This is a genomic window from Shewanella sp. 10N.261.52.F9 (assembly GCF_041471165.1).
Taxonomy (GTDB): domain Bacteria; phylum Pseudomonadota; class Gammaproteobacteria; order Enterobacterales; family Shewanellaceae; genus Shewanella; species Shewanella marinintestina.
Genome location: NZ_JBFRNX010000003.1, coordinates 66529 through 92734, shown reverse-complemented (window position 1 = coordinate 92734; position 26206 = coordinate 66529). Strand labels below are relative to the sequence as shown.

Annotated in this window: 20 protein-coding genes; 16 read left to right on the top strand and 4 right to left on the bottom strand. The window is 41.2% G+C overall.

What is annotated here, in order from left to right:
- Positions 1 to 76 precede the first annotated feature (76 nt).
- Positions 77 to 2095, bottom strand: coding sequence for an EAL domain-containing protein (locus AB4298_RS02775; RefSeq protein WP_371985672.1), 2019 nt, complete (start codon positions 2093 to 2095; stop codon positions 77 to 79).
- Positions 2096 to 2217: 122 nt separating this feature from the next.
- A complete protein-coding gene (locus AB4298_RS02770; RefSeq protein ID WP_371985671.1) occupies positions 2218 to 4752 on the bottom strand; it encodes a TonB-dependent receptor in 2535 nt (844 codons plus the stop codon).
- Between the two features lie 722 nt (positions 4753 to 5474).
- Between AB4298_RS02770 and AB4298_RS02765 the strand changes: the two genes are divergently transcribed.
- The 14 genes from AB4298_RS02765 (at position 5475) to AB4298_RS02700 (ending at position 20546) form a co-directional block, all read left to right on the top strand.
- Complete coding sequence (locus AB4298_RS02765) at positions 5475 to 5870, top strand: nitrous oxide-stimulated promoter family protein (RefSeq protein ID WP_249000067.1); 396 nt, start codon at positions 5475 to 5477, stop codon at positions 5868 to 5870.
- 178 nt (positions 5871 to 6048) lie between these two features.
- Complete coding sequence (locus AB4298_RS02760; RefSeq protein WP_371985670.1) at positions 6049 to 7251, top strand: SpoIIE family protein phosphatase; 1203 nt, start codon at positions 6049 to 6051, stop codon at positions 7249 to 7251.
- A gap of 13 nt (positions 7252 to 7264) precedes the next feature.
- Entirely contained in the window at positions 7265 to 7597 is a 333-nt protein-coding gene (locus AB4298_RS02755; RefSeq protein ID WP_371985669.1) for an anti-sigma factor antagonist, read from the top strand.
- A 13-nt stretch (positions 7598 to 7610) separates the two neighbouring features.
- A complete protein-coding gene (locus AB4298_RS02750) occupies positions 7611 to 8804 on the top strand; it encodes a nucleotidyltransferase family protein (protein WP_371985668.1) in 1194 nt (397 codons plus the stop codon).
- A 10-nt stretch (positions 8805 to 8814) separates the two neighbouring features.
- On the top strand, positions 8815 to 9276 hold the full coding sequence (locus tag AB4298_RS02745; protein ID WP_249000063.1) for an ATP-binding protein: 462 nt from the start codon (positions 8815 to 8817) through the stop codon (positions 9274 to 9276).
- 66 nt (positions 9277 to 9342) lie between these two features.
- Entirely contained in the window at positions 9343 to 11199 is a 1857-nt protein-coding gene (locus tag AB4298_RS02740) for a glycosyltransferase family 2 protein (RefSeq protein WP_371985667.1), read from the top strand.
- The gene (locus tag AB4298_RS02735; RefSeq protein WP_249000061.1) at positions 11186 to 12511 is read left to right on the top strand and encodes a DUF3131 domain-containing protein; all 1326 of its coding nucleotides are present in this window, start codon (positions 11186 to 11188) and stop codon (positions 12509 to 12511) included. The genes AB4298_RS02740 and AB4298_RS02735 overlap by 14 nt, the downstream gene beginning before the upstream one ends.
- 10 nt (positions 12512 to 12521) lie before the next feature.
- Positions 12522 to 13916 carry a DUF3131 domain-containing protein gene (locus AB4298_RS02730; RefSeq protein WP_249000060.1) on the top strand — a complete coding sequence of 465 codons (1395 nt, stop codon included), beginning with the start codon at positions 12522 to 12524 and terminating at the stop codon, positions 13914 to 13916.
- 14 nt (positions 13917 to 13930) lie between these two features.
- Complete coding sequence (locus tag AB4298_RS02725) at positions 13931 to 15313, top strand: DUF3131 domain-containing protein (protein WP_371985666.1); 1383 nt, start codon at positions 13931 to 13933, stop codon at positions 15311 to 15313.
- Positions 15310 to 16203 (top strand): hypothetical protein, encoded by an 894-nt coding sequence (locus tag AB4298_RS02720; protein WP_249000058.1) that lies wholly within the window; start codon positions 15310 to 15312, stop codon positions 16201 to 16203. Before AB4298_RS02725 ends, AB4298_RS02720 begins: the two co-directional genes overlap by 4 nt.
- 157 nt (positions 16204 to 16360) lie before the next feature.
- Positions 16361 to 17638 carry a glycosyltransferase gene (locus AB4298_RS02715; RefSeq protein ID WP_249000057.1) on the top strand — a complete coding sequence of 426 codons (1278 nt, stop codon included), beginning with the start codon at positions 16361 to 16363 and terminating at the stop codon, positions 17636 to 17638.
- Positions 17639 to 17672: 34 nt separating this feature from the next.
- A complete protein-coding gene (locus AB4298_RS02710) occupies positions 17673 to 17999 on the top strand; it encodes an Hpt domain-containing protein (protein ID WP_249000056.1) in 327 nt (108 codons plus the stop codon).
- A gap of 17 nt (positions 18000 to 18016) precedes the next feature.
- On the top strand, positions 18017 to 19456 hold the full coding sequence (locus AB4298_RS02705; protein ID WP_371985665.1) for a DUF3131 domain-containing protein: 1440 nt from the start codon (positions 18017 to 18019) through the stop codon (positions 19454 to 19456).
- Positions 19457 to 19595: 139 nt separating this feature from the next.
- Entirely contained in the window at positions 19596 to 20546 is a 951-nt protein-coding gene (locus AB4298_RS02700) for a hypothetical protein (RefSeq protein ID WP_371985664.1), read from the top strand.
- 278 nt (positions 20547 to 20824) lie between these two features.
- On the opposite strand, the gene AB4298_RS02695 is transcribed toward AB4298_RS02700, so the two are convergent.
- Both AB4298_RS02695 and AB4298_RS02690 read right to left on the bottom strand, forming a co-directional pair.
- Complete coding sequence (locus tag AB4298_RS02695; protein ID WP_249000053.1) at positions 20825 to 21865, bottom strand: hypothetical protein; 1041 nt, start codon at positions 21863 to 21865, stop codon at positions 20825 to 20827.
- A 2-nt stretch (positions 21866 to 21867) separates the two neighbouring features.
- The gene (locus AB4298_RS02690) at positions 21868 to 22356 is read right to left on the bottom strand and encodes a hypothetical protein (protein WP_249000052.1); all 489 of its coding nucleotides are present in this window, start codon (positions 22354 to 22356) and stop codon (positions 21868 to 21870) included.
- Positions 22357 to 22458: 102 nt separating this feature from the next.
- Between AB4298_RS02690 and AB4298_RS02685 the strand changes: the two genes are divergently transcribed.
- Entirely contained in the window at positions 22459 to 25119 is a 2661-nt protein-coding gene (locus AB4298_RS02685; RefSeq protein ID WP_249000051.1) for a hybrid sensor histidine kinase/response regulator, read from the top strand.
- Between the two features lie 161 nt (positions 25120 to 25280).
- Complete coding sequence (locus tag AB4298_RS02680) at positions 25281 to 26171, top strand: hypothetical protein (protein ID WP_371985663.1); 891 nt, start codon at positions 25281 to 25283, stop codon at positions 26169 to 26171.
- The last annotated feature ends 35 nt before the right edge of the window (positions 26172 to 26206 follow it).

Below are 26206 nucleotides of genomic sequence, written 5' to 3'. Positions count from 1 at the left end.
ATTTATATCTCTTTTTTAATCGGGTATCAAAAATATTCGTTTTTTGAATGTTACAAAGCATAAATAGCAGCCAAATTTAGCTGTTTTGACCAGTTAATTTTTCAAGAGGAGCAGGCTTGGCTAAGTAATATCCCTGAACAAGATCAACACCACAATGTTCAACAAATTCATATTCCTGCGCTGTTTCTACCCCTTCAGCGACAATTCTACAATTTGCGATGCAACCTAAAGTTGCAACCAATTTATAAACCTCTCTGCCCTTTTTCGACGTAGCATCTAATAATAACGACCTATCTATTTTGACCTTGTTAAATGGGTACTGTAGCAAATGCGGGAATGACGCATAACCGGAACCAAAATCATCCATAGAGATCGCAATATTTTTTGCCTGCAACTCTGTCATCACTCGAGTCAGGAACACCTTGTCACTCAACATAGCTTCTTCGGTAATTTCTATCTCTACTTTTGACGGACTAACTCCATAATGTGCTAATCGTGCTAGTAAATGACTTACAAAATCAGCTTGCTCTATGGACGCAACAGAGACATTTATTGCTACACGTCCACCTTCAGGCAAGTGCATTTTTTGCATATCAGTTAACACCAACTCTATGACTAACCTATCTAGTAGCGGCATCGATTTTAGTAATTGAAAGTCCGCAATAAATGTCGGTTGGCGAAGCTCGCCGCTATCATCAATATAACGAATTAAAGCCTCGTAATTATATTGGCTATGATCCTGCACCGATTGAATTTTCTGATAAAACATCACCAACTGTCCCTGCCTTAAGATTTGAGCAAGGCGTTTCTGTGCTGAAGATTGGCTAATATTATTGTTTGCAGAGTCTCTAACACTGCGTAACACGTTATTAAATATCGAACCTTCAGCTGCCGCAAAGCGAGTTGCAGGGTCAAGCGTAATTAAATGCCTACCAACATAAGCCAAATAGAAAGGTCGATAGATAAAAATACCAACGATAATGACCGCTATCTGTAATATCGCGCCGTCAATCTGCTCCCCCATGGCAAAGTAGCCACTAAAAATAGGCGGGGTTAACCAATTAACAATGCTGACTATAGGTGAAACAACGCCTAAAGCGATGCAGGAATACACAATCACAAAACTGACTAACGGAACAACAATAAACGGCACTATGAGTATAGGGTTGAAGAGGATCGGTAATCCAAATAGCAGTACTTCATTAATATTAAATAGCACCATAGGTATCGCGACGACAGCGAGCATTTTATGATTATATTTTTTGCTAAAAAGTAACACACACAATAATAAGCTAATGCAATTACCCGAACCGCCCATAGATAAAAACGCGTCATAAAAACCTTGGCTAATCACATTTATCGTGGCTTCACCTGCTTTCCAAGCTTCAATATTAGTTAGTGTATCAGCATAGATTTGCTGCTTAACGGCAAACAGCATGTTATGCCCATTAATTCCTACAGCCCCCAGCATGCCAAGAAGTGTTTGATATAACAAACCACCGCTAAACGTAAGTGGATTGAATCCAAATGATGAAACTTCCTCTCTAATATAATCCCCAATATGAATAATCCACTGAGAAAGCAACAAGGCAATAATTAGGAAACAGAAAATATGACCAATATATTTTATTAGCCTAGACGCAAAATCAAACGAATTAGGATCGAGTAAACGAATAGGAAAATACAGATAATATAAATAGGTCACTATGGCGCTTAATAGTGCAAGTAGCGGGTTATTAGGCAAGGTGTAGTTTGTTGATAAATCGAAACTTCCCAGCGAAAGGATATAGAAAAGTACTAAGCCATAAATAATAAAAATGGCGCTAGATGCGTTCGTTTTCTGTGATAAATAGTAGCAGGCAACGATACAAAAAGTCGTTGGATAGAGATTAATAAGAATGTTCGAAACATAGAACATTAACTCAGAAACATAATTAATCTCTATAAGGTTAAAAGCATGACCTAACAACATAGTTAACGAGTTAGCTAATGTAATTGGCAGCAGTAGTAATGCAATTGCAGCAAGATCAGATAAGTAGAGTTTAGAGCCTTGACTCAAGTTTGACACTCTAGCTGAGATATTGCGTAAAATCATGCGTAACAACCTTGAGCTAAACCCCAGAAAAAACATGCAGTAAGAGCGTTAACATTAAAAGTACAGCCACGCTCATCATGACTTTTTTTCGCGATTAAATATATATTTTCCATAGCAAAATCTTAGAAGCGAAGCGCTACACCCAATTTGTATCTCGCTTCACCCTTAGCACTAAAGACTGGATAGTTATTTTTAAACTCAGGCTTAACATCCGCAGATTGTGATGCTACACCAAGTTGAATACTATCTTCTGCGAATAAGTTAACGACCTCGAATGTCACGGCGAGATAATCAGTAACATAGTATGCGCTGCTCAAATCGACCGTTGCATAATCTTGATGCTCTCGATTACCGTAGTAGCCTGGCAGCTCTCTAATCATATATTCACTGCGCCAGTTATAGGCAAGCCGAGCAAAAAATGCATCTGTCTCATAGTAACTTACTAAGTTTACTGTATGTTTTGAAGAGTCAGAAAACACACCTATCTGATCAGGGTAATAGTGTGCAGGCGCGCTAGAATCGGAAAAAGTATAATTAACCGCATAACCTAAACCTGTTTCAAAGTTGCTTTGCAGCTGTAATTCAACGCCTTGAATGTAGCCGCCGGAGCCATTTTTCTTGGTCGATACAGTCCAATTATCTTCGCCAGTATCAGGATCGACAATACCTATACTTTGATCTAGCAATTGTTCAGAGGTCACAAATGAACTGATATGTTTAACAAAGTAGGTCGCTGCGGCTAAACTTTCAGAATTAAAATACCATTCGAGGCCAATTTCGGCTTGCGTGGCTTTAAAAGGCTTTAACCCAATGTTGCCTTTATCAACAACTTCATTGCAGGGTAATCCGTCAGCAAAACCAGAAAGCGCAGAAGAAGCAAACATATCGTCATAATTAGGTCGGGAAATAACTTTGGCAGCTGCTGCACGGAGTAACAAATTGTCTCGCATGTTATAGGCAAGATTGATACTAGGTAACAGCTCACTATAACTAGATGCTAACCGACTCAATTCGTCGCTATAGGTGCCTTCGGCATTTAGCTGATAAAAATCTGAAGCCACGCTAGTAGCAACATAACGCAAACCAATATTGCCGCGAAGGCCTGCAGACTCAAAATTAGCCATTAGATATACCGCTAGATTGTCTTCGCTAATGGTACCGTAGCCGGACTTATATACTTGCCCATCTCGGTCAAAATAGCTTATCGCGGCTTTAGCATCATTAAGCATCGCATCAAAAATAGGCTTGGGCAGAGTAAAGCCCCCACCTGATGACACCGTGCCTGAGTAATAAGCCGATGCATTTTTGGCAAGCACATTAGGATTAAAAACGCCGTCAAATGACTCCTGCTTTACATCATGATCAGCCCAGCTAATCCCCATTTTAACAGCACTAATAAAATCTAACTCCACTGGTACAGTAAGATCGAGTTTAATATAGCTTTCTTGGTCAGAGTTTGGCTGTTTGCGAAGCGACCAACTCTCTGGTGCTAGTGGACCATTAAAGTCACTTGCTACAAAAGTTTTATCGGCGATATCGATATGTATTACATCACCAGTTGCATCATAGGTCCCGGCAAAATCATTGGCTTGCCCCAACCAAAATCCATAGTTAGCCGTCGTATTGGTTCCACCGTCAGATTGCGTATTACCCACTAATCCCTCTAGAGTGTAATTATCGGTTTCATAGGTAAAATCTAAATCATAGGTGTTTGAATCCATGCTGGCTTCACGCACCCACGTTTGTGCCCAGCCAGGATTAGCATCATCCGCACCACGGCGATAAAAAATGCAAGTTCCAGCTTCATTTCTTTGTTCGCAAGCTGCTTCTTTATCATCTGGAAACATAAGAAATAGTGAAGTGTTAGCATTATTAGCCTGCATATTAAGGCGCATGACATTTAAGCCCAATATTAAGTTGTCCGTAGCTTGATATTGTAAAGCCACATTAATGGCTGTGCGCTCGCGCTGCTGCTCAAAAGTCGTCGGCACAATATCACCCCAACCTATTTGAGACTCAATACCATTACGCTGATAACGCGTTTTCGCATCAGCTACCGCAAGCAAAACACCTAAGCTTTCTTCATTGTTTTTCCAGCTGTATAAACCAGAAAATTCAGGGTCAACTTTTTCTGATACACTGCCATAATCTTGTTTAGTACTAAAGAAGAGTGAATTGGCATCTAAATCCAACGGTTTTCGAGTATTAATGATGACAGTTCCACCAACACCACCCTCAGCGATATCCGCTTGGGAAGATTTATAAACCTCAATATCTCCCACTACTTCAGGCGGTAATAAAGAATAATTAAAACTACGATCTGTTGTTTGCTGATCAAACCATCCTGTTGATGCTACGGAGTGACCATTTAATAGGGTGCTCGTTAGTTGATTCGATGCACCTCTAATAGATACCTGCTGCCCTTGTCCAAATTGGCGGTTAACTGCAATGCCTGGCATTCTGGCTAATGAATCTGCTACATCTGCGTCGGGAAACTTACCGATATCCTCGGCAGTCACTATATCAATGACCGAATCAGCAAACCTTTTGCTGTTAATGGAGGCCTTCATTGAAGCTTGGATCCCATGTACCTCGATTATTTCAATTGAATCTTCAGTAATAAGCTCACTTGCCTTAGCTTGTGGAATTACAGCCAACAGAAAAACAACCAATGACTTAAATATTTGAGTCGGCTGTAAACAAGGTTTAAGGATCGGACGATCTATACCTATTAATCGCAATAAGAAATATCTCAGAGTATCAATTGTCATGTTAAAAGTGGTGCCATATATCAATGGCATCGCAACATTCAGCGCCGTGCCAATATTAGGAATAGCTAGTGCATCCCTGATAAAAAAGAGTGATTTTGATTCTTGTAGACTTACAAGCTACTTTAGGAAGGGCTATGGAAGTTAACTTCAATCTTGCTTTAAATATTAGCAAGCTAAGTAACTTAAACAGATATAGAAAACCTCAATGTAGAACTACCCTATACATGTTCGGTAACAGCACTATATTTGTCGCTATCCATTTGCGTATGTTGCTAATATTTAGTCTAAAAATTTTTGACATAAAAATGTCGCGGCGGATTTTAAGCCAGTGTGAATCACTCTGACAAGCGTAATTTATACTTACATAAAAATAATCCCAGATTAATCGCTATTGTTATCAATGATTGAGTGATTAAAACTGCTTTTACGCCAAATAAAAACCTAATGTTTATTACAGGGTACAGATTTTAGCTCTGCCATGAACTACAGATGTTAGTAACCAAAACCAATATTTTGTGCACATCTTCAAAGTTTCATCGTTATATTTTGTCAGCTAATGCTAAGCCTCTTATCATAATAAATAACCCAGTAGCTTACTAAGGTATCCCATGGCATTAGAACAACTTCTCAGTGGTAAACTTCTTCGAGAGTTTGAAACCATTTCAGCTATGGTTAAAATTTACTGTAAAGCGCATCATACCGATGCAGAACAACATCCTTGCGAAGAATGCGCTAGCTTTATTGAGTATGCTCATGTTCGTTTAGATCGTTGCCCTTATGGCCAAGATAAGCCCACATGTAATAAATGCCCAGTGCACTGCTACAAACCCCATATGAAAGCCAAAGCTCGTGAAATAATGATTTTTGCAGGCCCAAGAATGCTACTTCCTCACCCGATTATGGCAATTAGACATTTAATGTCTGAGCGCAAAAACGCTCCTGCTAAACCACCTAAAGCAAACTCAAACCGCCACCAGCGACTAAGTTTAAACGATAAAGATTAGGCTGTATCGCTACTATAAAAGAGACTCATTTTAGAATTTCAACAGGCATCTACCTTAGTATTTGCCACCAGCTTGCCGTATGCAAAATTCACTACTAGACTTTTGAAAAGTAAAAGGACTTATTCAAAATCGAGACAAGTTTAGCTCGACGAGTACGAGGCAGCACGGAGGCTGAAGTTTGAGCAAAGAAATCCTATTGGTCGAAGATAACAGAGTCATGCAACTGCTCATGACTAAAATGTTGTCTTCACGAGGCTATCAAGTTATTACCGCTATCAATGGTAATCACGCGCTTAAGCAACTAGAAAAATCGCCCTCTATTCAATTGGTTCTCAGTGATTGGATGATGCCGGAACTTAACGGTATCGAACTGTGCTTTCGTCTCAAATCTCCAGATTATGGCCGCTATATTTTCTTTATCTTACTGTCTGGCCGTGACGATGATGATTCAATTGTTGAAGGCATTAATGCTGGTGCCGATGATTTTATTGCAAAAGAAACCAATATTAACGAGCTAGATGCTCGCCTAAAAGCTGGCTTTAGAACCTTAGAACTACATAACCAATTAGTCGCTAAAAATATTGAGCTCGACCGCGCTTACGCCACCATTCATCAAGATTTAGATTCCGCTAACGCTCTTATACGTCGAATGCTACCTAAGCAAACCAGTTTTCCAGGCGTTGAACTGCATTACACTCACATACCCAGTGCACAAATTGGCGGTGATATGCTCGGCTGCATGCAGCTCGATGAGGAGCATGTTGCAGTCTATCTCTTTGACGTTGCAGGCCACGGTGTTGCCTCAGCATTAATGTCATTTGCTATTCAGCAAAGCTTAAGTGCCAACACTGGCACGCATTCAAACGTCAAACGAAAAAAAGACACCGACCCATTTTATATGCTTAGAGATCCCAGCGAAGTTCTCGCTAGGTTAAACCAAAGCTACCTCAGCCAAGACAACAACAATCTATATTTCACTATGGTGTATGCTGTGCTTAATATCCGCAACGGTACATTAAGCTACGCCAGTGCAGGGCATCCCCCCATGATCTGGCTGCAGAAGCAACAACAATGTTCACACTTTATTGAGCAAGGCAGCTTTGTAGCAGGCATGTTTGATTTTGCGAGCTATAAAACTGAACACGTACAACTCCATCATGGCGATCGCATCTTTTTATACTCTGACGGCATCACTGAAGCAGAATCTGCTAACAATCAACAATATTCCGAACTGGGCTTAAAAGAACTAGTACAAAAACTAGCGCCACAGCCAATCAACGAGCAAACAGAAACTATTGTAAGCATTGTAAAGGGCTGGTGTGGCATAGAGCAATTTGATGATGACATCAGCTTGCTAACCTTTGAATGGAAAGGAAACTAAACGAGGAAATATCATGCAATTCGACATAATTGAAAAAGGCCAATATACGGTAATCCAAATTAATGAAGCACGGTTTGATGCCAAGCTAGCTCCCTCTTTTAGAGAAGAGTTAGAAAATATTAAAGGCAATATTCGTGACCATCTAGTACTGGATTTAAGCCATGTGCGTTTTATGGATAGCAGTGGACTTGGCGCAGTAATGGGCGCTTATAAGATGTTGCGTAATACAAAAATCAGCATAGTGAATCCACAAAAACCAATTCTAGACCTGCTCAAACTCACTCGTATGGACAAACTAATTTTAAGCCATCCAACGATTGAATCAGCATTAGCAGCAACGGCATAAAGAGGTAAATGTAATGAAAGGGATGATACTCGCCGCAGGGAAAGGCACTCGAATAAAACCAATCTCTTATGCTATTCCTAAACCCATGGTGCCTATCTTGGGTAAACCCGTTATGGAATCGATGATCCAGCTCTTTGCCAAACACGGCATAGATAAAATAGTGGTTAATACCAGCCATTTAGCTGAGATAATTGAAAATTACTTTGGCGACGGTCACCACTTTAATGTTCAATTGTCATACTCCTATGAAGCCAAAGAAGTAAACGGTGAGTTTATTAGTCAGGCATTAGGCAGTGCTGGTGGTATGCGCAAAATCCAAGATTTCTCAGGGTTCTTTAACGAGACCTTTGTGGTTGTTTGTGGTGATGCTTGGATCGATCTCGATCTAAAAGAAGCCATTGAACACCATAAAAAGCATGGTGGACTTGCAACAATTATTACCCGTGAAGTCGAAACTTCTGAAGTCAGTAAATATGGCGTTATTGTCACCGATAAATATTGCCAGGTCACAAGCTTCCAAGAAAAACCTGCCGAAGAAGAAGCACTTTCAAATAAAATTAACACTGGTATTTATATCTTTGAGCCTGCCATCTTTGACTTTATCCCAAAAGATGTTGAATTTGATATTGGTAGTGACCTTTTCCCATTACTCGTTGAGAGACAAGCTAATTTCTATGCCGTCAATATGGACTTTCAATGGCTTGATGTTGGCAAGGTTAAAGATGTATGGGAGGTCACCAGCGATATTTTAAACGGCAAAGTTAAGGGCTACCCTATTCCAGGGACTCAAGTGTCTCCCGGTGTATGGGTCGGCATAAATTCTCGAGTCGATACCTCGAAATGCAAGATAACTCCTCCTGTCATTATCAGTAGTGGCTGTGAAATTCAAGATGGTGCCACCATCATTGGCCCCGCAGTTATTGGCGCAAATTGTAAAGTCGAAAGCAAAAGTCTAGTTAGTAATACGCTTATCTGTGATTACATCCACTTAGCAGATGATGCTTATATCGTTAATAAAACCATGTTTGGCGATTACCTGCTAGGCCATGATGGCTATACACAAGTTTTGGCTGATTGCCAATACGTACATATTTTAAAAAACCGCAATGTCTCTCGGCCGTTACTTGGCAAATCCAGTGTTGGTTCCTTTTATAAAGATGATCTTTCGCTACCAACAGCCCCTACGCCACTACATCAAGTCAAATAAGGGGCGACGAGTGAATACAAGGACGTTTCACAAACAATACTCAAGCAGCCTAGACGCTTCTCGTCTTGTGGCTGCTGATATTGTGCCATTTTGGCAACAACTCGGTGTTGCAGTCACCACGATAGATCAAATGGAGCTGTGCTTAGTGGAGTTAGTCAACAATGTGTTTGAGCACGCTTATGCTAATAACGAAGGTTCACTTTTTGATATTAGCTCTTACCTAAATGCAACCAAGCAGCTCACTATTGAAATCTCTGATTATGGCAACACTATGACACCACAAACCCTGACGGATTTAGCCAATGCTGACTTTATTGAACCTGTGGCCGACGACCCATCTACATGGCTACAAAGCAGCAGAGGGTTAAAGATTGTTAAACAGCTAGCAGACACATTTGAGTACACCACAACGGCAAACAAAAACACATTCAGACTGTTAAAAGAAGCTAGCGTAGCCAATGGTAAAGCTTAACCCATAGAGCACAGCTACAAACACTATTGATAAGTCACATGGTAAGAAAGATAGGGAGAAGGCTAAATGGATTTTTACTTCAATGAGTTTGAAAAGCGCAAGCCGCCCGAACCAACTCCCTATAGTTTACCGAGAGAGTTACTTTATCAATACCTGGCGACCTGTAATATCTGCCTAGGCATTTGGTATCTCGTTTGGCGCTGGGGATTTGCATTAAACTACGATGCCATGTGGTTTTCGCTGCCACTAGCATTCGCTGAATCTTGTGCCTTCATTGGCACAATACTCTTTACGTTTAATCTTTGGAAAACTAAAGATGAACCGCAACAAAGTCCCCCAAAATCTATCAATCAATGTATCAATGAGCCAATGGAAGATAGGCCATTAAGCGTTGATATTCTGTTTCCAACTTACGATGAAGAACCTGAACTGGTCGCTCTGAGTATTAAAGATGCTCTTAAGGTACGCTACCCACACGACATCGAGATTAGAATTTTTATTTTAGATGATGGCAAACGCCCTGAAATGGCCGAGCTAGCCCAAAAGATGCAGGTTGAATATATCACCAGAGACAATAATGTAGGTTACAAAGCCGGTAACCTGCGTAATGCCTTAGAGCAAACTTATGGTGATTTTATTGTTATTTGTGATGCAGATACCCGCCCATTCCCGTCTTTATTAGAAAACACTTTAGGCTACTTTAAAGATGCCGATGTGGCTTGGGTACAAACACCGCAATGGTTCTTTGATTTACCAGCAGGAGAGCGCTTACCACTATGGCTAAAAAGTCGTTTAGGTACTCCGTTTGGCTGGCTAGGTAGTGCCATTGAAAAAATTTATGGTCCGGTCACCTTAGGTAAAGATCCATTCGCTAACGACCCACAGATGTTTTACGACATCATTCAGAGAAGACGCAATTGGGCTAACGCTTCATTTTGCTGTGGTGCTGGTTCAATCCACCGCCGGGAAGCCGTTATGGAAGCAGCTTTACGTAGCTATAGTCACCAGATAAGCCAGGAACATGATGCGGTAGAAAAACAGATACGCAAACTGACTAAAGAGAAGCAAGTCGATAGCAGCATCTCGAATAATCTACGTCAGGAGATCATCTTTGATACTGAATTCACCCCTTATAAATTCCACGTATCAGAAGATATTTATACATCACTCATTCTTCATGGCGATACCGAGCGTCAATGGCGTTCAATTCAACACCCGAAAATAGAAAGTAAAATGTTGTCCCCTCAAGATCTGCAAAGCTGGACGGTACAGAGATTCAAGTATTCTGGTGGCTCTATCGATATCTTTATGAACGATAACCCCTTGTTTAAAAAAGGCATGAGTCTCAAGCAAAAGTTTATGTATGGGGCGAGCTTCTGGTCTAATTTATCAGCCATCTGGAATATCATTTTCCTAGCCTGTCCCATCGTTTATTTCCTAACAAGTATTGCACCTGTTAGTGCTTATGACACGACTTTCTACATGCATTTTTTACCCTTTGTGATTACCGCAGAGCTAGCCATGATGGTTGGTACTTGGGGAGTTGCTGGTTACCAAGGAAAGACCAATTTCTTATCATTTTTCCCAGTGAATTTAAAAGCCCTTTGGACTGTTTTACGTGGCAAGAAAATTAGTTTTCCAACAACACCTAAGAGCAGACAACAAGGCCGCTTTATACACTTAGTCATTCCGCAAATTAGCGTGTTGCTACTTAGCCTCGGCAGTATGGGCTTTGCTTGGTATGCCTACAGCACACAAGCCTTTGGCAATTACTCACTAGGCGGGCTTATTTTAAATAGCTTTTGGGCCATCAATAACATGATGGCTATGTGGGGGATGATAGCCGCAGCCTGTTGGTCACCACCCACCACCAATGCCACCAGCCAAGTGAATGTAGAGGAGTTAAACTATGGAATCGACTAGCTCATGGGTTAAAGCACGCCATCATATTGTCTTTTTAGCAGGCCTATTCACCGCGCTAGTTATTGCATTTAGCATTGAAACTCGAGAGTACAACCAGGTACTCGGCAATCTGTCCTTTACGCCAAGTGAACCCATTCCTTTTAGGCAAAGCAGAGTCTTAACGGACCAAGAGTATCAATGGGCCAACATTGCGTGGCAGTATTTCGAGAATAACTACCAAGACAACACAGGTTTGGTTAATTCAGTTGATGGTTACCCTTCAACGACGATGTGGGATACTGCATCATATTTAATGGCGCTGATATCTGCCCATAGGCTTAATATCATTAGCTTTGAAGAGTTCAGCCTGAAAACAGAAAAAGCACTCAACTCACTCGCGAGGTTGCCATTGGTCCGCGATGAGCTGCCTAATAAAGCCTACAACACTCAAACATTAGCCATGGTTGACTACGACAATACCCCTGTAGAGGGCGGTATTGGCTGGTCGGCGATTGATATTGGTCGCATTTTAGTACCAATGAATATTCTCATTTGGCAGTATCCGAGATTTAACCGTCAGGTAAACGCCGTACTCCAGCACTGGCAAATTGAAGCCATGACCCAAGATGGTTACCTCTATGGCGCCCGCCTTTCAACGGGCAATGCTTTAGAGCTAGTCCAAGAAGGCCGTATTGGATATGAGGAGTACGCCTCTAAAGCACTAAGTTTAATGGGGCGAGATGTTTTTAATGCCCTCAAATATGCCGATTATTTAAAACTGATCGAAATCAATGGTATCGATATCCCTACCGATAGCCGCGACCCAGCTAAATATCATGCTCACAACTACGTGGTTAGTGAGTCATATATCTTAGACAGCATCGAATTTGGCGGCGACAGTATCTCTAAGGTGTTTGCTTATAGGGTCTATAAAGCACAAGAACAACGCTTTAAGCAACAAGGTATATTAACCGCTGTGAGTGAGGATCATATCGACCAAGCGCCATATTTTGTTTACAACACGGTTTTTTCAGACGGTAAAAAATGGAATTCAATTACAGATACAGGTGCCGATGCCTCAGCTTTTAAAACGCTATCTACCAAAGCCGCATTCGGCTGGTATTCACTGTATGACACCCCCTATGCCACCAAGCTAATCAATGGTGTCGATCAACTTAATTCTGATTCTGAAGGTTGGTATTCCGGCCTGTATGAAAGTAATGGCGAAATAAATAAAACACTGACGGCCAATACCAACGGCATTGTCTTAGAGTCTCTTGCTTATATTCAAAGTGGCGCACTACTGAATATTGGTGCTGATATCCAACAATAAAGGGGACAATATGCGACTAGCACTACTCTTATGTATAGCGGCAACTGTAACTGCTTGCGGTAACAGTTATCAAGGGTTCTCCAATGATATTGTTAAACGCCACACCCATTGGAATACTCCCAAACCGCGCTCTGGTGAATTAACAGAAAAAGAGCTAGAAATGGCGACTATCGCTTGGAAATACTTTGAAAATAATTACCAAGAATCGACAGGATTAGTGAATGCGGTAAACAATTATCCCTCGGTGACTTGGTGGGATGCCTCATCCTATTTAGCCGGAATGGTCAGCGCTTTAGAATTTGGCATCATTAATAAAGAAGAGTTTGATCGACGTTTTACTCGCTTTATTACAACTCTGAATACCCTAGATTTATTTATGGGTGAGCTGCCCAACAAAGCTTATAACACCCAAAATGCAGCAAAAGTTGATTACGCCAACCAGCCTGGAGAAATTGGCTACTCGGCATTAGATTTGGGGCGACTACTTATCTGGTTGCACATCATTAAACACAGGTTTCCTCAGTATGCTAGCGCTATTGACTCAGCAGTACTACGCTGGAACTTCTGTAATGTCGTTGATAAAAACGGCACCATGTTTGGCGCATTACTTGAACCAGGTAAAGCCGTGCAATACCTGCAAGAAGGTCGCTTAGGTTATGAGGAATACGCAGCCAAGGGCTTTGAGCTGTGGGGCTTTAATACCGAGCAAGCCCTTATGCCTGAACCCTACGCAACTATCAATATGTATGGTTATGATATCCCCTATGATACGCGCGACCCTCGTAAACTAAAGGCCCATAGTTATGTTGTGACGGAGAGCTATGTATTGGATGGCATTGAGCTTGGGTGGGATCTCACCAGTGATAGATCTGCTCATAATGATGACTATACCCATGACTGGATTGCCGACTTTGCCCTACAAATATATCGAGTACAAGAAAAGCGTTACCACGAAACAGGCATTATTACTGCCAGAACTGAGCACCAACTCGCTGGTCCGCCTTATTTTGTGTACGACACCATTTACACTGATGGCTTTGCTTGGAATACGATTTCAGAAGCAGGAGAATTCTTACCCCAATACGCTGCGGTAGCAATAAAAGGGGCTATGGGTATGTGGGTTCTTTGGGATACTGAATATACCGACTTACTATTTGAGCATGTCAGCCATGTTTATGATCGAGAGAAAGGTTTTTACGAGGGAATTTATGAAAACGGCACAGGCCTAATCGACACCTTTACGTCAAATAATAACGGGATCTTACTCGAGATCTTACTCTATAAAAAACAGGGGAAGCTGTTGCAATACCAAACCCAAACAGCACCTAGCTTATGGGATAAAGCATTACAGAACCCTTTTGAATATCAAAACCAATGCCTACCTAAACCGTCATTATCACAATAAGGCGTAAGCGTTATATGCAAAGGTACACAGCGCTAATATTCATTATGATTTGGCTACAAGGTTGTGGACTCATATATCAAGGAGTGCAATCGAGCGCATCAGGGGTAAGTCAATCACAGCTGTTTCGCCAAGGGCGGCACGGAGAACTCAGCGAGCAAGAGCTTGCATGGGCTAATACGGCATGGCGCTATTTTTCAAACAACACTCAATTATCTTCAGGTTTAGTCAACTCTATCGATAACTACCCCACCATGGATATGACTTCACTCGCTGACTACCTTATCGCCTTGCAAGCTGCAAAACAGTTCGAGTTAATCACATCGCGTGAGCATGATGAGCGTCTCACCATGACAATCGATTTTCTCGCCAACATGCCATTAACCCGTCAAGGCGTGCCCAATAAAGTCTACTCCACCAGCCATAGAGGTATGGTGAACTATGCTAATCAACCAGCGGAGCTAGGCTGGTCAGCCGTAGATATCGGTCGCCTGCTAATTGCTTTAGCTATTACCAAACAAAAAAATGCCCAATTTGCCGAATATATCGATAAAGCGGTCTTACGCTGGAATTTTTGTAACTTGGTGTCTGATGAAGGAGAGTTATACGGCGGAAATATTTCATCAAACCAAGTACATCGCTATAAAGAAGGCAGGTTAGGTATTGAAGAGTACGCCTCCTACGGATATTTAGATTGGGGAATAATTCCCCATAGAAACATCAATCTAGAGCCATACAAAGTGATTACCATTAATGGTATCGACTTACTCTTTGACGGCAGGGACCCGCGTTTCACTGACGTATTGCGACCAGTATTTAGCACGCCGTATCTCTGGCTCGGGCTCGAATTCAATTGGGATGATATTGACGATTTAAATTCTTCAGATGCTAACCATAGTAACAAAAGCCTAGCGGCAATGGCTGATTCCGTCTATTTAGTGCAGCAAAGCCGCTGGGAGAAAGAGCGCATTTACACCGCACGAGGTGAGCATGTAGTGTCAGGTGAACCTTACTTTGTCTATGACGCTATTTACGCCTTAGGCACCCCATGGATTACCGTTGCCGAAGATGGCAGTAGTCACGACCATTTAGCTTTAGTCTCTACGCGTATTGTATTTCAAATGTGGGCGTTATGGAAAACAGCATACACGGACCAGTTACTGACGCTTGTGCAAGAGATGTATCACCCACAACGCGGTTGGTATGAGGGACGTTATGAAAACTCTAGCGCCTACGAAAAAAGCATAACCCTCAAAACGAATGCCGGAGTTTTAGAGGCTCTTTTATACAAGAGCAATGGCAAGCTTTATCGCGCCAATGATGACAAGGAGTACCGTGATGTTCGCTTTAATTCCCGCTTTGACCATCCAGGAAAATGCTTAATGGAGACTTTCAGATGAGTAAACGCTATCGCTGGATAATCACTTTTGCCAGCCTAAGCCTGCTGTTTACCCTAGTGGTATATGCCGTACCGCAAAACATATCTTTAAAGCCATTCAGTAAAGGGAATTACCTCTTAAAAAAAGGCGCTTATGATCAAGCTGCAGCGCATTGGCATCAACTCAGTATTTTATTTATGACTAACTCACAGCAACTATCACCGCAAGAGATGTGGCAATCCGCCGGCTTGGCAGTATCCTTAGCCGCTATTGCCGCAGATAAAGCACAAGATCCAATAGCCTATCAATATTGGGCTGACAGTACGCGATACTTACTCACTGGTGGCACTAATTGGTCACAGTTACAACAACAACTACATCAACGATTCGAAACCGCCAATACCCAACTTTCTGTAGCTATGCAGGTCAACGATATCAATACTGGTATAGACGCCTCCCTTGACTTGGAGCTTAGTGCTTTACAAATATGGGATGATAAATTACAAATATTTGAGTTCAGCTCACCGCGCTTAGGACTAAACCGGCATGAGCAAAGTAATGTGATTGCCCCAATGCCTTATTCTACTGAGCAAACAGAACAAGGTGCTGGTAATAAAAAACTATCAGGCATTGAAACGACGGGTTCTCAGCAGCCATCATTTACTTTGGCACCCAAAAAAATGCCCAACAGCAGTTCGCAAGCTGACAAACTAAATCCGCAAGTTGACTCGTCTGCTAACGAAATCTCTACAGCAGCGCAGCAAAGCCCTATGGCAAAAGGGAATCGTTCTACAGCACAAAACCCACAGGTCAACGCGATACAAAGGCGTCAAATAGAGCCCGTACCCGACACATCTACTTCTACCTCAATTGAAAAAGATGATGCCGACGTAGAACTCAAACAAAACTAACTCAGCCAATGCAAGATATTTAAAATTACTGTTGAAATTACAAGTAAACTTGCTGTTCTAAGGATTTATTACTAGCCTTGAAGTAGCGGCTTTTTGCTATCGTTCAGAGCTAGAATGTCGCACCTCAGGAAGAGTAACTGCGATGAAAGGATTCATTATGATGACCCCAAGAGAAGATCTTGAACAACTGTACCGCGCCGCAAGTAATCAATTTGATTTAACTGAACCCACTCATCAAGATGCCTTACTTGAACTAGCTGACTCATTGCTCGATCTGCAACGTACCTCCCCAGAACAGTTGTTGCAATTGGCACAAAAAGAAGACTGCCCGCTAGCCTTTAAGCTTGCGGTCAAGCTTGTGCTTTCTAGACAAGCAATTAAGCAAATCAAACAACCTATTATCGTCGGTATCGTGTTTGCCATGTGGGGTGAAAACCATCGCCTACTTGGTAAGTCCAGTGCCAATCCAAATGGTGAAAACTCTCTCCTGACTAAAGTTCAGCAATTGCAGTGGGTATGCCAACAGTCCAAAGTAGACTGGCGGCTATACCCTGTTGACGATGGCTGCCCTCACGCCAGCTATGATATAGCCCAACGTATCGCAAGCCATTCAGACCAATGCGTAAAGATAAACGTTCTTAAACTTAGCGATGGTGTGAAATCTGATTCAGGGCCTTTAGCTAAATTACAGCACGTTGATGACTCCAAAAAAGGTGGTGCAATCATTCATGGTTGTATGCAGGCGTTAGAGGACAATGTCGATGCAGTACTCTATACCGATGCAGATAATTCAGTGCATATGGGGCAACTGGGACTGATTTTAAAACCGTTTATTGAGCAACATACACAAGTTGTTTTAGGAAATAGAAAACACCCTATGTCAGTGCTCGTAAAGCAAGAACAGCGCTGGGGGATAGGCATTAAAACCCTGCGGCACATGCAACGAATGGTTGGAACCAGTATATTTTCTCAAGGGATCCACGACACTCAAGCTGCCTATAAATTATTTAGCCGTGAGGCGCTGCACTGCATTTTAGCCAAGCCTAGTGTTTTTGACTTCTCATTTGATACGGACTGGATCTTAGCGGCAATGCAGCACAATCTCAAAATTGTTACCGTGCCATTTGCTTTTATTGATTCTGCCGCTGAATCAGCCTCAATAACTCAAGGCCCAATGAGCACTTGGTTAACTCTACTTCAAGGCTTGGTTACCGCACTTAGAGCAAGAGATATTCATTACAGCAAAGAGATGGCGCAGCTGATTGATGAACATGTTCGCTGCACGGCAGATCTGGAAATCATCATAGATAAACTTCCAGATGAACTCATCAAAGCTAAAGATTGCGAATTAGGTAGCGAAACATTAATGAGCCCCAAAGCGTTATCGGCTTGGCTAACTGAAGTAAAAATGTCAGCTATAGAGTCCAATTTATAATCTCCAATCTGTCGATAATGCAAAGGATTTACGCATGATAAAAGTTGATGAATTAAAAGCGCTATGTGGCGATGATGACTCTATGGTTGAGATGCTTCTTACCATCTATCTCGAAGAGTACGGCCAGAGCGATAGTATCATTCAACAAAGGTATGAAACCGACGATCTTGATGGCTTATTTAAAATCTCACACGAGCTAAAGGGGATGTTCAGCAACTTATGTGCAAAAGACGCCATGAGTTTAGCGCAAATTGTAGAATCAAGCTCTCAAGCAGGTTCCATCCCCGAGGAAAGCGCCATCAGTAACCTCTGTAATGAAATACAGCAAATTAATCAGCAAATTAAAACAATGTTTCAATAGATAGCGGCTGATAAGACATGGCCAAACCTAAGAGAGTTAAATGCTATCTGGCGGCGTTATTACTCTTTGCTACTTTAAACTGTTTTGGCCAACAATCATCAGCCCAAATAGTTCCAGCACAAGCTATTTCGCGTAATATCAAACAAACTCCTAATCCCTCTCCTCCGGTAAAAATACACTTCCAACGCCGCTCGGTTATTCCTAACCCAACATTTGATAAGCAGCAAACAAAACAAGCAACATTAAGCAAGACCAACTTAACCGACGATGTTGCGTCGCAAGTATCACAATTGAACCGCCATGATAGATTATTAATCAATAAAGCTAAGCGCTATTTTGATAAAAACTGGAACGAAACAACAGGGCTTATCGACTCAGTACAAGGCTATAGTCACGCAACTATGTGGGATGTAGCTAGTGGTATCGCAGGTTTGTTAGCACTTGAAGCTCTCGAGATGAGCAGCCAACAATCTACACATTTTCGCCTCGAAAAAATGCTCAATACACTCATTAAACTCCCTCTATATAAAAACATTTTACCCAATCGCCAATATAACACCCGTACAGCGCTCCCCTCTGGACGTATGAGCCAAACCTCATCAAATGGCAACGGCTGGTCAGCTTTAGATCTGGGTCGACTGTATATTTGGCTTGAAATCCTTAAGCGCCACAAGCCTTATTTAATCGAAAAAATCAACCAGGTGCAGAATAAATGGCAGCTAGAACGCGCAACTAAACAGGGTAATCTATACGGTACAAAACTCACCGCCCAAAGAGAATACTTTCGTCAAGAAGGTCGCTTAGGTTACCTACAATATGCCGCAACGGGCTATCGATTAGCAGGGTTAAATGTCGATACCGCATTTGAATGCTACAAACTTGAAAGCATTGATTTGGAGGGTATTTCTCTATTAATAGACCAAGGTAACCTACCTTTTTTCACTTTAGATCCCTACGTGTTATACGCGATAGAACTCGGTTACCAAGACTCATGTTGGAATCAACTACAACAGCTCTATAAGTTACATAAGCAACACGCTGCAACGAACAATCGATTGGTTGCTTTTGCAGAAGATTCTCTGAGTAAGTCGCCTTGGTTTTTGTACAACAATATTATTTTCCAAGGCTCACCTTGGCAGAGCGTATCTCACTCCGGTAAACCAATTAATGACAAGCAGACCTTTAGTAATAAAGCCGCTTTTGCAATGAGTGTGTTGTTTGATGAACCATATAGTCAGCAGCTCGCAGATTTAGTCATAAGTAACAGTGCTCGGCACACAGTCATTCCTACAGGCCTTTATGCTAACGGCAAAACCAATACCGCCTATAATATAAATACTAACTCACTGATATTAGTTAGTCTTTGGTATAAATCTCGCAATAAACAATCAATTTTATTGCCCGATAACACTAGAGGTTTACAAGCGGAAATGTCTAGCAATAAGTCGCGAAATTAATACTGAATAAAACAAGAGTAAACATAGAATGTTTTACACTCTTATCGCGGATAACATCAAGGAAGCACCATTGATAAATCGCTTTTCAGGGACGAGTAGCCGTAGGCAATACGCTAAAAAATTGCTCATAATGACATCAATGACAGCCACAATATCGTGTTGGGCCAATGAACATCAGACCCAAATGGCAAAACATGCTCCCAAGAGTAATCCAGCTGCTGTTCTCAATACAGCAAAGCCTATTAAAGATGACACCACAACAAGCGACTCGGATCTAATTTGGAAGGGTATAAATAGCTCATTTATGCTACCCGTAGAGGAATGGAATGCTGACATACCTTGGTATAAACGCTGGAGTGCTAGCGTCAATTTAGGTTATCCGCTGGTGGATACCCCCGCAGTGTTACCCGCAAACTCGACGACAGGTCCCAGCAATCAAAACTTCACCGCCAGCCTATCTTTAAAGTATGCCATCATAGGTAATTGGTTTATATCTGCTACTGCTTATCACTATTTTGATAAAGAACTGCAGCAAGCCTGGAACCCCGACTTCACCTATGTGTTTGGTTATAGTGACTGGCGTCCTTATACCTTTAGCCTACTTTACTCTAATTACGGTGGTAACCGCTTCAATCCAAGCAAAGGGTTTAGGCGTACAGAGTTCTCTCAAGGAACTTGGTCATTAGGTTGGAAGTTTCCTGTGACTAAACCCTTTATTGACTGGCTATCATTTACTGATGATGGCGCCATAGGCTGCCAAATTGATTATAACTACACGCCTGAGTATTTCGATTTAGAAAGTGTTGAATATAAAACCCAACATCAAACCGTCAGTTTGGGCTGTAAATATTCGATTATCGGGAATTGGTATGTCAACGCGACTGCATTTTATTATTTAGATAGTGCGCAGAAACAACCATGGAACCCCGACTTCACTTATGGTTTTGGCTATTTTGACTGGCGACCCGGCACAATTACCGTACAATATAATAATTACTCAGGTAATCGCTGGAATAGTGCAGAGAGAGGGCCTGATACCGGCCGCTTTAAAGATGGTTCTATCAGCATTAGTTACTCATTTAAGTTCTAATCATTCCGCTAACAATCTGGATTATCACTTCAAACGATTAAATACCTTTTGCTGGCACCGAGGACAAAAATAAGAATGCCGATGTATTTTGGTCGCACACTCTGGGCAAGGCAACATTCTGCGGTCTTTACTTAACAATAGTAATAAAACCCCTATCGGACCCAATACATAGCCGAGGAGTGCTCCCGCCACAACATTGCCCTTGTTATAACCTATGATGATAGCGAGCACTAACATCAGCAGATAAAAACTAAGCCAAAATGTAATGTCTTCCATAATCAAAATACAAAGTTAACGCTAAGGGTAACGAGGTCGACATCAGAGCTTTCACCATAAACTAATGGCGACGTGACAAATTGACCGCGGTTGCCCTCCTCAGTAGAAAAAATCATTTGGTATTCTAAATTCAATGAAATACTCGAGGTTGCATCGTATCTTAGGCCTAAAGTCCCCGCCTTACTTTTACGAGACTGGTGGCTTTCGGCGTAAGTGAAATAAGGAGAGAATGCATCGAAAGCATAGATAATAGAGGCGTACCAATTAGTTTGAATTCGATCAATTTCAATTTCAGCCATCCATTGCCAAGAATCGTAACTATATTCCCCCCCCAAAGTATATACATCCAGTTTTTCTACTATCGGGCTTGGGCGTTGTTGATATTTCGCCTGCATAAAACCGCTATGAATACGGTAGTTGAATCCAACCAAGTCAACATAGATACCCGCCATATAATCAGTATCAAACTCCAATGCGACAACACCTAAATCGACTTTGTTGACTCGTTCAAAGCCATAGTAAGGCGATACTGTCAGTAATAAGCCATCCGACAACTCAAGGTTCCAGGCAACCGATAACCCATCATAGGAAGTAAAACCTAAGATACTGTCATACACCTCTTGCGGCGGACGCGCCCAAGGATAAGCTTGGCCAACATAGTAATATTCAGAGACTAAAAAAAGCGGTAAACGTAAACGCCCAGCTCTAAACTCAAAATCATCATATTCGTAGGATAGATAGGCCCACTCTAATTCAGGATCGCTCCATTTATCTTGGGTTCGTTTAACCACTTGTCCAGAAGCTGTAAAACCTTCAAAGATATCAACATCCAACTGCAAACCAAAAATGGTGTCACAGTCATAACAGACCTCATCGGTTATCTCTCGGCTTATAAATAGTGGCGTTCGATTGTCACTTTTACTGATCGCGGTTGACCCAAATCCGCTTAAATTAATGTTGTCGGTAAGTTCAATACTTGCTTTTACTTGGGTAGGAACCAGCATCGACAATAAGATAATTAAAGGCGCTCGTCTAAATAACATGGCTACTCTCCCTGTGGCACGGTTATTAATATATTGACTTCTTCTGGTACAGATTCAATTGGAGCATAGGCTATGCCATTAGGGTTATCGTTCAGCCATTTTAAAATTTGTTTTATATCATCACTATCTAATTCTTCTGGCGGAGAACCTTTACCGGAAAAAGCTAACCCCGCCCAATAGCCATTCATTTGGGAAACTGACTTACCTAATAGCATTTTATAAAAATCTTCTCGATGAATAGAAGTTTCGGGAAGATCGACCAAAATAATCTTCAAACTGCCAGATATTTTTTTTGATTTTCCCCGATAAAGCATTCGAGCTTTATTTTTACTTAAAGGAGGTAAGTCGTTATTGAGACTAAAAATTGCAAACTCAACATCGCCATCGTCAACAACTGCAGCGAGTGTACTAGGTGAGGCACAGCATAATAAAAGTAAGATCAGTATTCGGCCATAACATAGCCGAGTGAGTTCGTTTAATCCCTTAAACATTAAAAACCTCAATCCTAGATAGTTTTTGTACTATGCTGAATATAGTCAAGCATAGATCAAACTACAAGATTGCTGCTAACTTGTTCAATTCATGGAGTAGAAATGAACTTATTGAACCACTTTTCAATAAAAACACGGATGCTGGCTTTAGTGCTTTTACCACTAATTTTTGCCTCGTTTTTATCTGGATTAGAAATCATAAAGCAAAAAAATAATGTTCAGGCGTTAAATACCCTCAATAGTAAAATAGACTTTCTGCAATCTTTCTCCCAGCTTAATAACAGTATCAACCAAGCACGCGAAACTTTATTTCGAGACAACGCTTATACAGAGACGTCCCCATACTCAAAATCTCTGACATCACTTGAAACACTACTGCCAAAAGCCTTTTCTAAAATTCACATTCAAGAAATGCAATCTTGGCTCGATAGTACTCGCAGCGCATTAGATGAATTACCGGAAGACGGAGTCGATGGTTTAGCAGATTGGTCAACTTGGCTGAGTGAGTTACAAACCCAAGCATTAACAATATTGGAAAAGGATCGCTCTAACGTTAACGAAGAAATAAACCGTGAGCTAGCAATTTTGTACCAATTACAGTGGCTATCTCTATGGTCTACAGAAGAAAAGTGGCTGATAAACCAGTTACTATTAGATCGAAATAGCACTGCACTACTCAGCCAATTAAATACTATTACTGAACGACAACAGCTTTATGTAGAACGCTTTATCGATATAAACGCCAAACCAGAACAAGTCACTCTACTACTGAATACATTTTCTGATAGAGCCTTTGAGCAAAGCTATAAGCTAAGAAGCGATATATTAAATCGCGAAAACTTAGCGAATGACCCTAAAGCAAGTTTAACGGCCTTTAGCCAACGTTTAAGTTTGATTCAATATGTGGTCAACACGTTTTCCAAGCAGCTCACCAGCAATATTCACAATGAAATAGCACAATCCAAAAAGTTAATAATGCTATTTTGTGGCGCTTTATTCGTCTCGTTATTGCTAATTGGATTAATTGGAGCGAATCTATACAACCGAATAATCAATTACTTACGGCATGTCATTAAAACCATGTCGCAAATTGAAGAAACTCATGACTATTCTTACAAAATTAATGAAAGCGGTCACGATGAACTCAGCTTTTTCTCCGGAAAGCTAAACAACCTTATTTTAGAACGTCACCAAAACGAACAAAAAATCTTACGCGCAAAGTCTGAAGCCGAGAAAGCGAACCAAGCAAAAAGCTCTTTTCTTGCCAATATGTCTCATGAAATTAGAACACCACTCAATGGCATTATAGGCATGTCAGATATTATGGCTGGGACAAAACTTACAGCTATTCAAAATGAATACCTGCAGACTATCGAAACCTCATCACAAACCCTACTATTGCTAATTAACGATATTCTCGATCTTTCTAAAATTGAGTCTGGCAATCTGTCTATCACCAATTCTGACGCCAATATCACCGAGGTTGTATACGACACCTTAACTATGGTTTTGGCTAAAGTAGCAGAGAAAGAACTAACCTTAAATGTAGAGATAGATGACAACACTCCTTACCTCATTTCACTTGATGAACACCGAATGAGACAAGTACTGATGAACTTGCTCTCTAACGCGGTGAAGTTTACTAATGAAGGAGGGATCAAGATTGTTGTCGCTTGCAAAAATGACGCTGCTGGGTATACCGATATGGAAATCAGTATTCATGACTCAGGTATAGGTATCGCCGAAGATAAACAACAACATATCTTCTCTCCATTCACCCAAGAAGACGACACTATAACCCGTCAGTTCGGCGGCACAGGGCTAGGGCTAGCTATCTGTAAGCAGCTAGTTGAACTTATGGGTGGCACTATTGGCATCACTTCGGTAAAAGGTGAAGGTTGCTGTTTTTCTATTAACTTACGCTCTCAAATCATCACCATGGAAAAGCCATTATCAAATCAATTCACAGACCTGACCGCCGCGTTAATTTCCAGCAATGTTCAGCTGTATGAGGAGCTCAATAAAGAATGCCATCAACAAGGATTTAGTCTTAACTATCATTACCAGTCTTGCTTCGACCTACAGCAAGATAAGCAAACATTCGACCTATTATTTGTCGACAATTTTGCATCGACTCGTGATGCAATAGCAACACTACCGGAACTGTTACAACAGAAAGATATTTTTACCATTGCAATCAATACCCCAACAGAAAAACGCGCATTAGAAAATATGGACGCCACAGTAACCTTACCGCTACTGGGCAATCGCTTTAGAAATGCAATTCACAATGGCTTAGAAAGTAGAGATTTAAGGAAAAAACAGCGCTCTAGTGAATACTATAGCTCTGAACAACAAACCGAAACAGCTGAAAAAATAAATGTGGTGATCCTTATAGTGGAAGACAACCTTGTTAACCAAAAGGTTGCATCTTTACTTATTAAGCAGGCTGGATTTGACTTTATTATTGCCAACAATGGCCAAGAAGCTTATGAGTTCATTAGTACTGGAGAAGCTATTCACGCGATCTTAATGGATTGCATGATGCCAGTTATGGATGGTTTTACCGCGACTGAAAAGATTAGAGAATGGGAGAGCAATCATTCCCAGCATAGACTGCCGATTATTGCATTAACCGCTAGTGTGCTCGATCAAGACATTCAAAAATGTTACCAGTCCGGGATGGATGACTATTTAGCTAAACCTTTTAAAAAAGAGGCGCTGCTACATAAATTAAAAGCTATTCCCAAATTGGCCAGCTAAATGCTCTACACTTAAACCTAGAGCTATCGACAATAAATGTTCAGCGCATACAAGCGAATAAGGCCAAAGTCCAAAACCATTAGCACTATTCAGCGCTTACATAACTGTCGATAAATTCAACGCTTGCATATCATTAGGCAATAGGTTGAAATAGCAAATACATGAATGAATTTGATGAGTTTTTCTCTCAAGGCTATTGGTGGGTCTCTTTGCTTGGCGGTCTTCACTGCCTAGGGCTAGGCCTCTATATTCGTTATATTTATAATGAACGCAGTGGTAATCATAAAATTCTAGCGGCAATATTTAGCCTTATGGCTGTGTATTTTTTCACTGGGTTATTCACGAGTGATAACGCTCCTGCCCCGCTACACTTATTATTTCTCTTTATTATTCCAGTCTATTTCTTAATGATGCCATTGCTCTATCTATATTGTGATCGCAGCTTAAATGATATTAATCGTCCAATTGGCTTTTCTCGGCACTTTTATCCCGCAACAATAATAGCAATATTAGTTATGCTTGCCTGTTTGCGCATTGTCATAGGTTACGGTTTAGCGCCCCTAGAACAACTGCCAAGACTTAGTGATTTAACTATCTTGAGCATGCTGCTCCCAGCAGTATTATTTATCCAAACCACCCTATACTTTTACTTCATCATTAAAATGCTCATACGTTACCCAGGGCGGGTATCTCGTGCTCATCAAGATAGTTTAAAAGACATTAAGTTTCGCTGGTTACTGGTGCTCACTTTGGCATTAATGAGTAATTGGTTAATTCGCGTTGTTCTCATCATAATGCCCTATTATTTTTCAAGCCAAGTTTTCACCATCAACCAAGCCGCAGCCAAATTAACATTACTGCTCACAGTTTATATTTTAGCTATTTACGGTCTTAAACAAATAACTCGTGCGGCATTTTTACGCGGAAAATTAGCACAACAACCAAAAAAGCCAATGCAAGCGAGCCAACAACTGCTCAACTCCGAGGAGCTCGCTTATCTACAACAATTAATGCAAGAAGATAAACATCACCCAAAGCCGCCCCAGCCCTAATCGCTAACCTTATAGCACTCAAACAACAATTTCAT

What these genes read in the sequence shown, in the direction of transcription:
- AB4298_RS02775 (WP_371985672.1), bottom strand. Translation starts at nt 2,095, where the DNA reads ATGATTTTACGCAATATCTCAGCTAGAGTGTCAAACTTGAGTCAAGGC.
- AB4298_RS02765 (WP_249000067.1), top strand. Translation starts at nt 5,475, where the DNA reads ATGGCATTAGAACAACTTCTCAGTGGTAAACTTCTTCGAGAGTTTGAA.
- AB4298_RS02755 (WP_371985669.1), top strand. Translation starts at nt 7,265, where the DNA reads ATGCAATTCGACATAATTGAAAAAGGCCAATATACGGTAATCCAAATT.
- AB4298_RS02750 (WP_371985668.1), top strand. Translation starts at nt 7,611, where the DNA reads ATGAAAGGGATGATACTCGCCGCAGGGAAAGGCACTCGAATAAAACCA.
- AB4298_RS02740 (WP_371985667.1), top strand. Translation starts at nt 9,343, where the DNA reads ATGGATTTTTACTTCAATGAGTTTGAAAAGCGCAAGCCGCCCGAACCA.
- AB4298_RS02735 (WP_249000061.1), top strand. Translation starts at nt 11,186, where the DNA reads ATGGAATCGACTAGCTCATGGGTTAAAGCACGCCATCATATTGTCTTT.
- AB4298_RS02730 (WP_249000060.1), top strand. Translation starts at nt 12,522, where the DNA reads ATGCGACTAGCACTACTCTTATGTATAGCGGCAACTGTAACTGCTTGC.
- AB4298_RS02725 (WP_371985666.1), top strand. Translation starts at nt 13,931, where the DNA reads ATGCAAAGGTACACAGCGCTAATATTCATTATGATTTGGCTACAAGGT.
- AB4298_RS02720 (WP_249000058.1), top strand. Translation starts at nt 15,310, where the DNA reads ATGAGTAAACGCTATCGCTGGATAATCACTTTTGCCAGCCTAAGCCTG.
- AB4298_RS02715 (WP_249000057.1), top strand. Translation starts at nt 16,361, where the DNA reads ATGATGACCCCAAGAGAAGATCTTGAACAACTGTACCGCGCCGCAAGT.
- AB4298_RS02710 (WP_249000056.1), top strand. Translation starts at nt 17,673, where the DNA reads ATGATAAAAGTTGATGAATTAAAAGCGCTATGTGGCGATGATGACTCT.
- AB4298_RS02705 (WP_371985665.1), top strand. Translation starts at nt 18,017, where the DNA reads ATGGCCAAACCTAAGAGAGTTAAATGCTATCTGGCGGCGTTATTACTC.
- AB4298_RS02700 (WP_371985664.1), top strand. Translation starts at nt 19,596, where the DNA reads ATGACAGCCACAATATCGTGTTGGGCCAATGAACATCAGACCCAAATG.
- AB4298_RS02695 (WP_249000053.1), bottom strand. Translation starts at nt 21,865, where the DNA reads ATGTTATTTAGACGAGCGCCTTTAATTATCTTATTGTCGATGCTGGTT.
- AB4298_RS02690 (WP_249000052.1), bottom strand. Translation starts at nt 22,356, where the DNA reads ATGTTTAAGGGATTAAACGAACTCACTCGGCTATGTTATGGCCGAATA.
- AB4298_RS02685 (WP_249000051.1), top strand. Translation starts at nt 22,459, where the DNA reads ATGAACTTATTGAACCACTTTTCAATAAAAACACGGATGCTGGCTTTA.
- AB4298_RS02680 (WP_371985663.1), top strand. Translation starts at nt 25,281, where the DNA reads ATGAATGAATTTGATGAGTTTTTCTCTCAAGGCTATTGGTGGGTCTCT.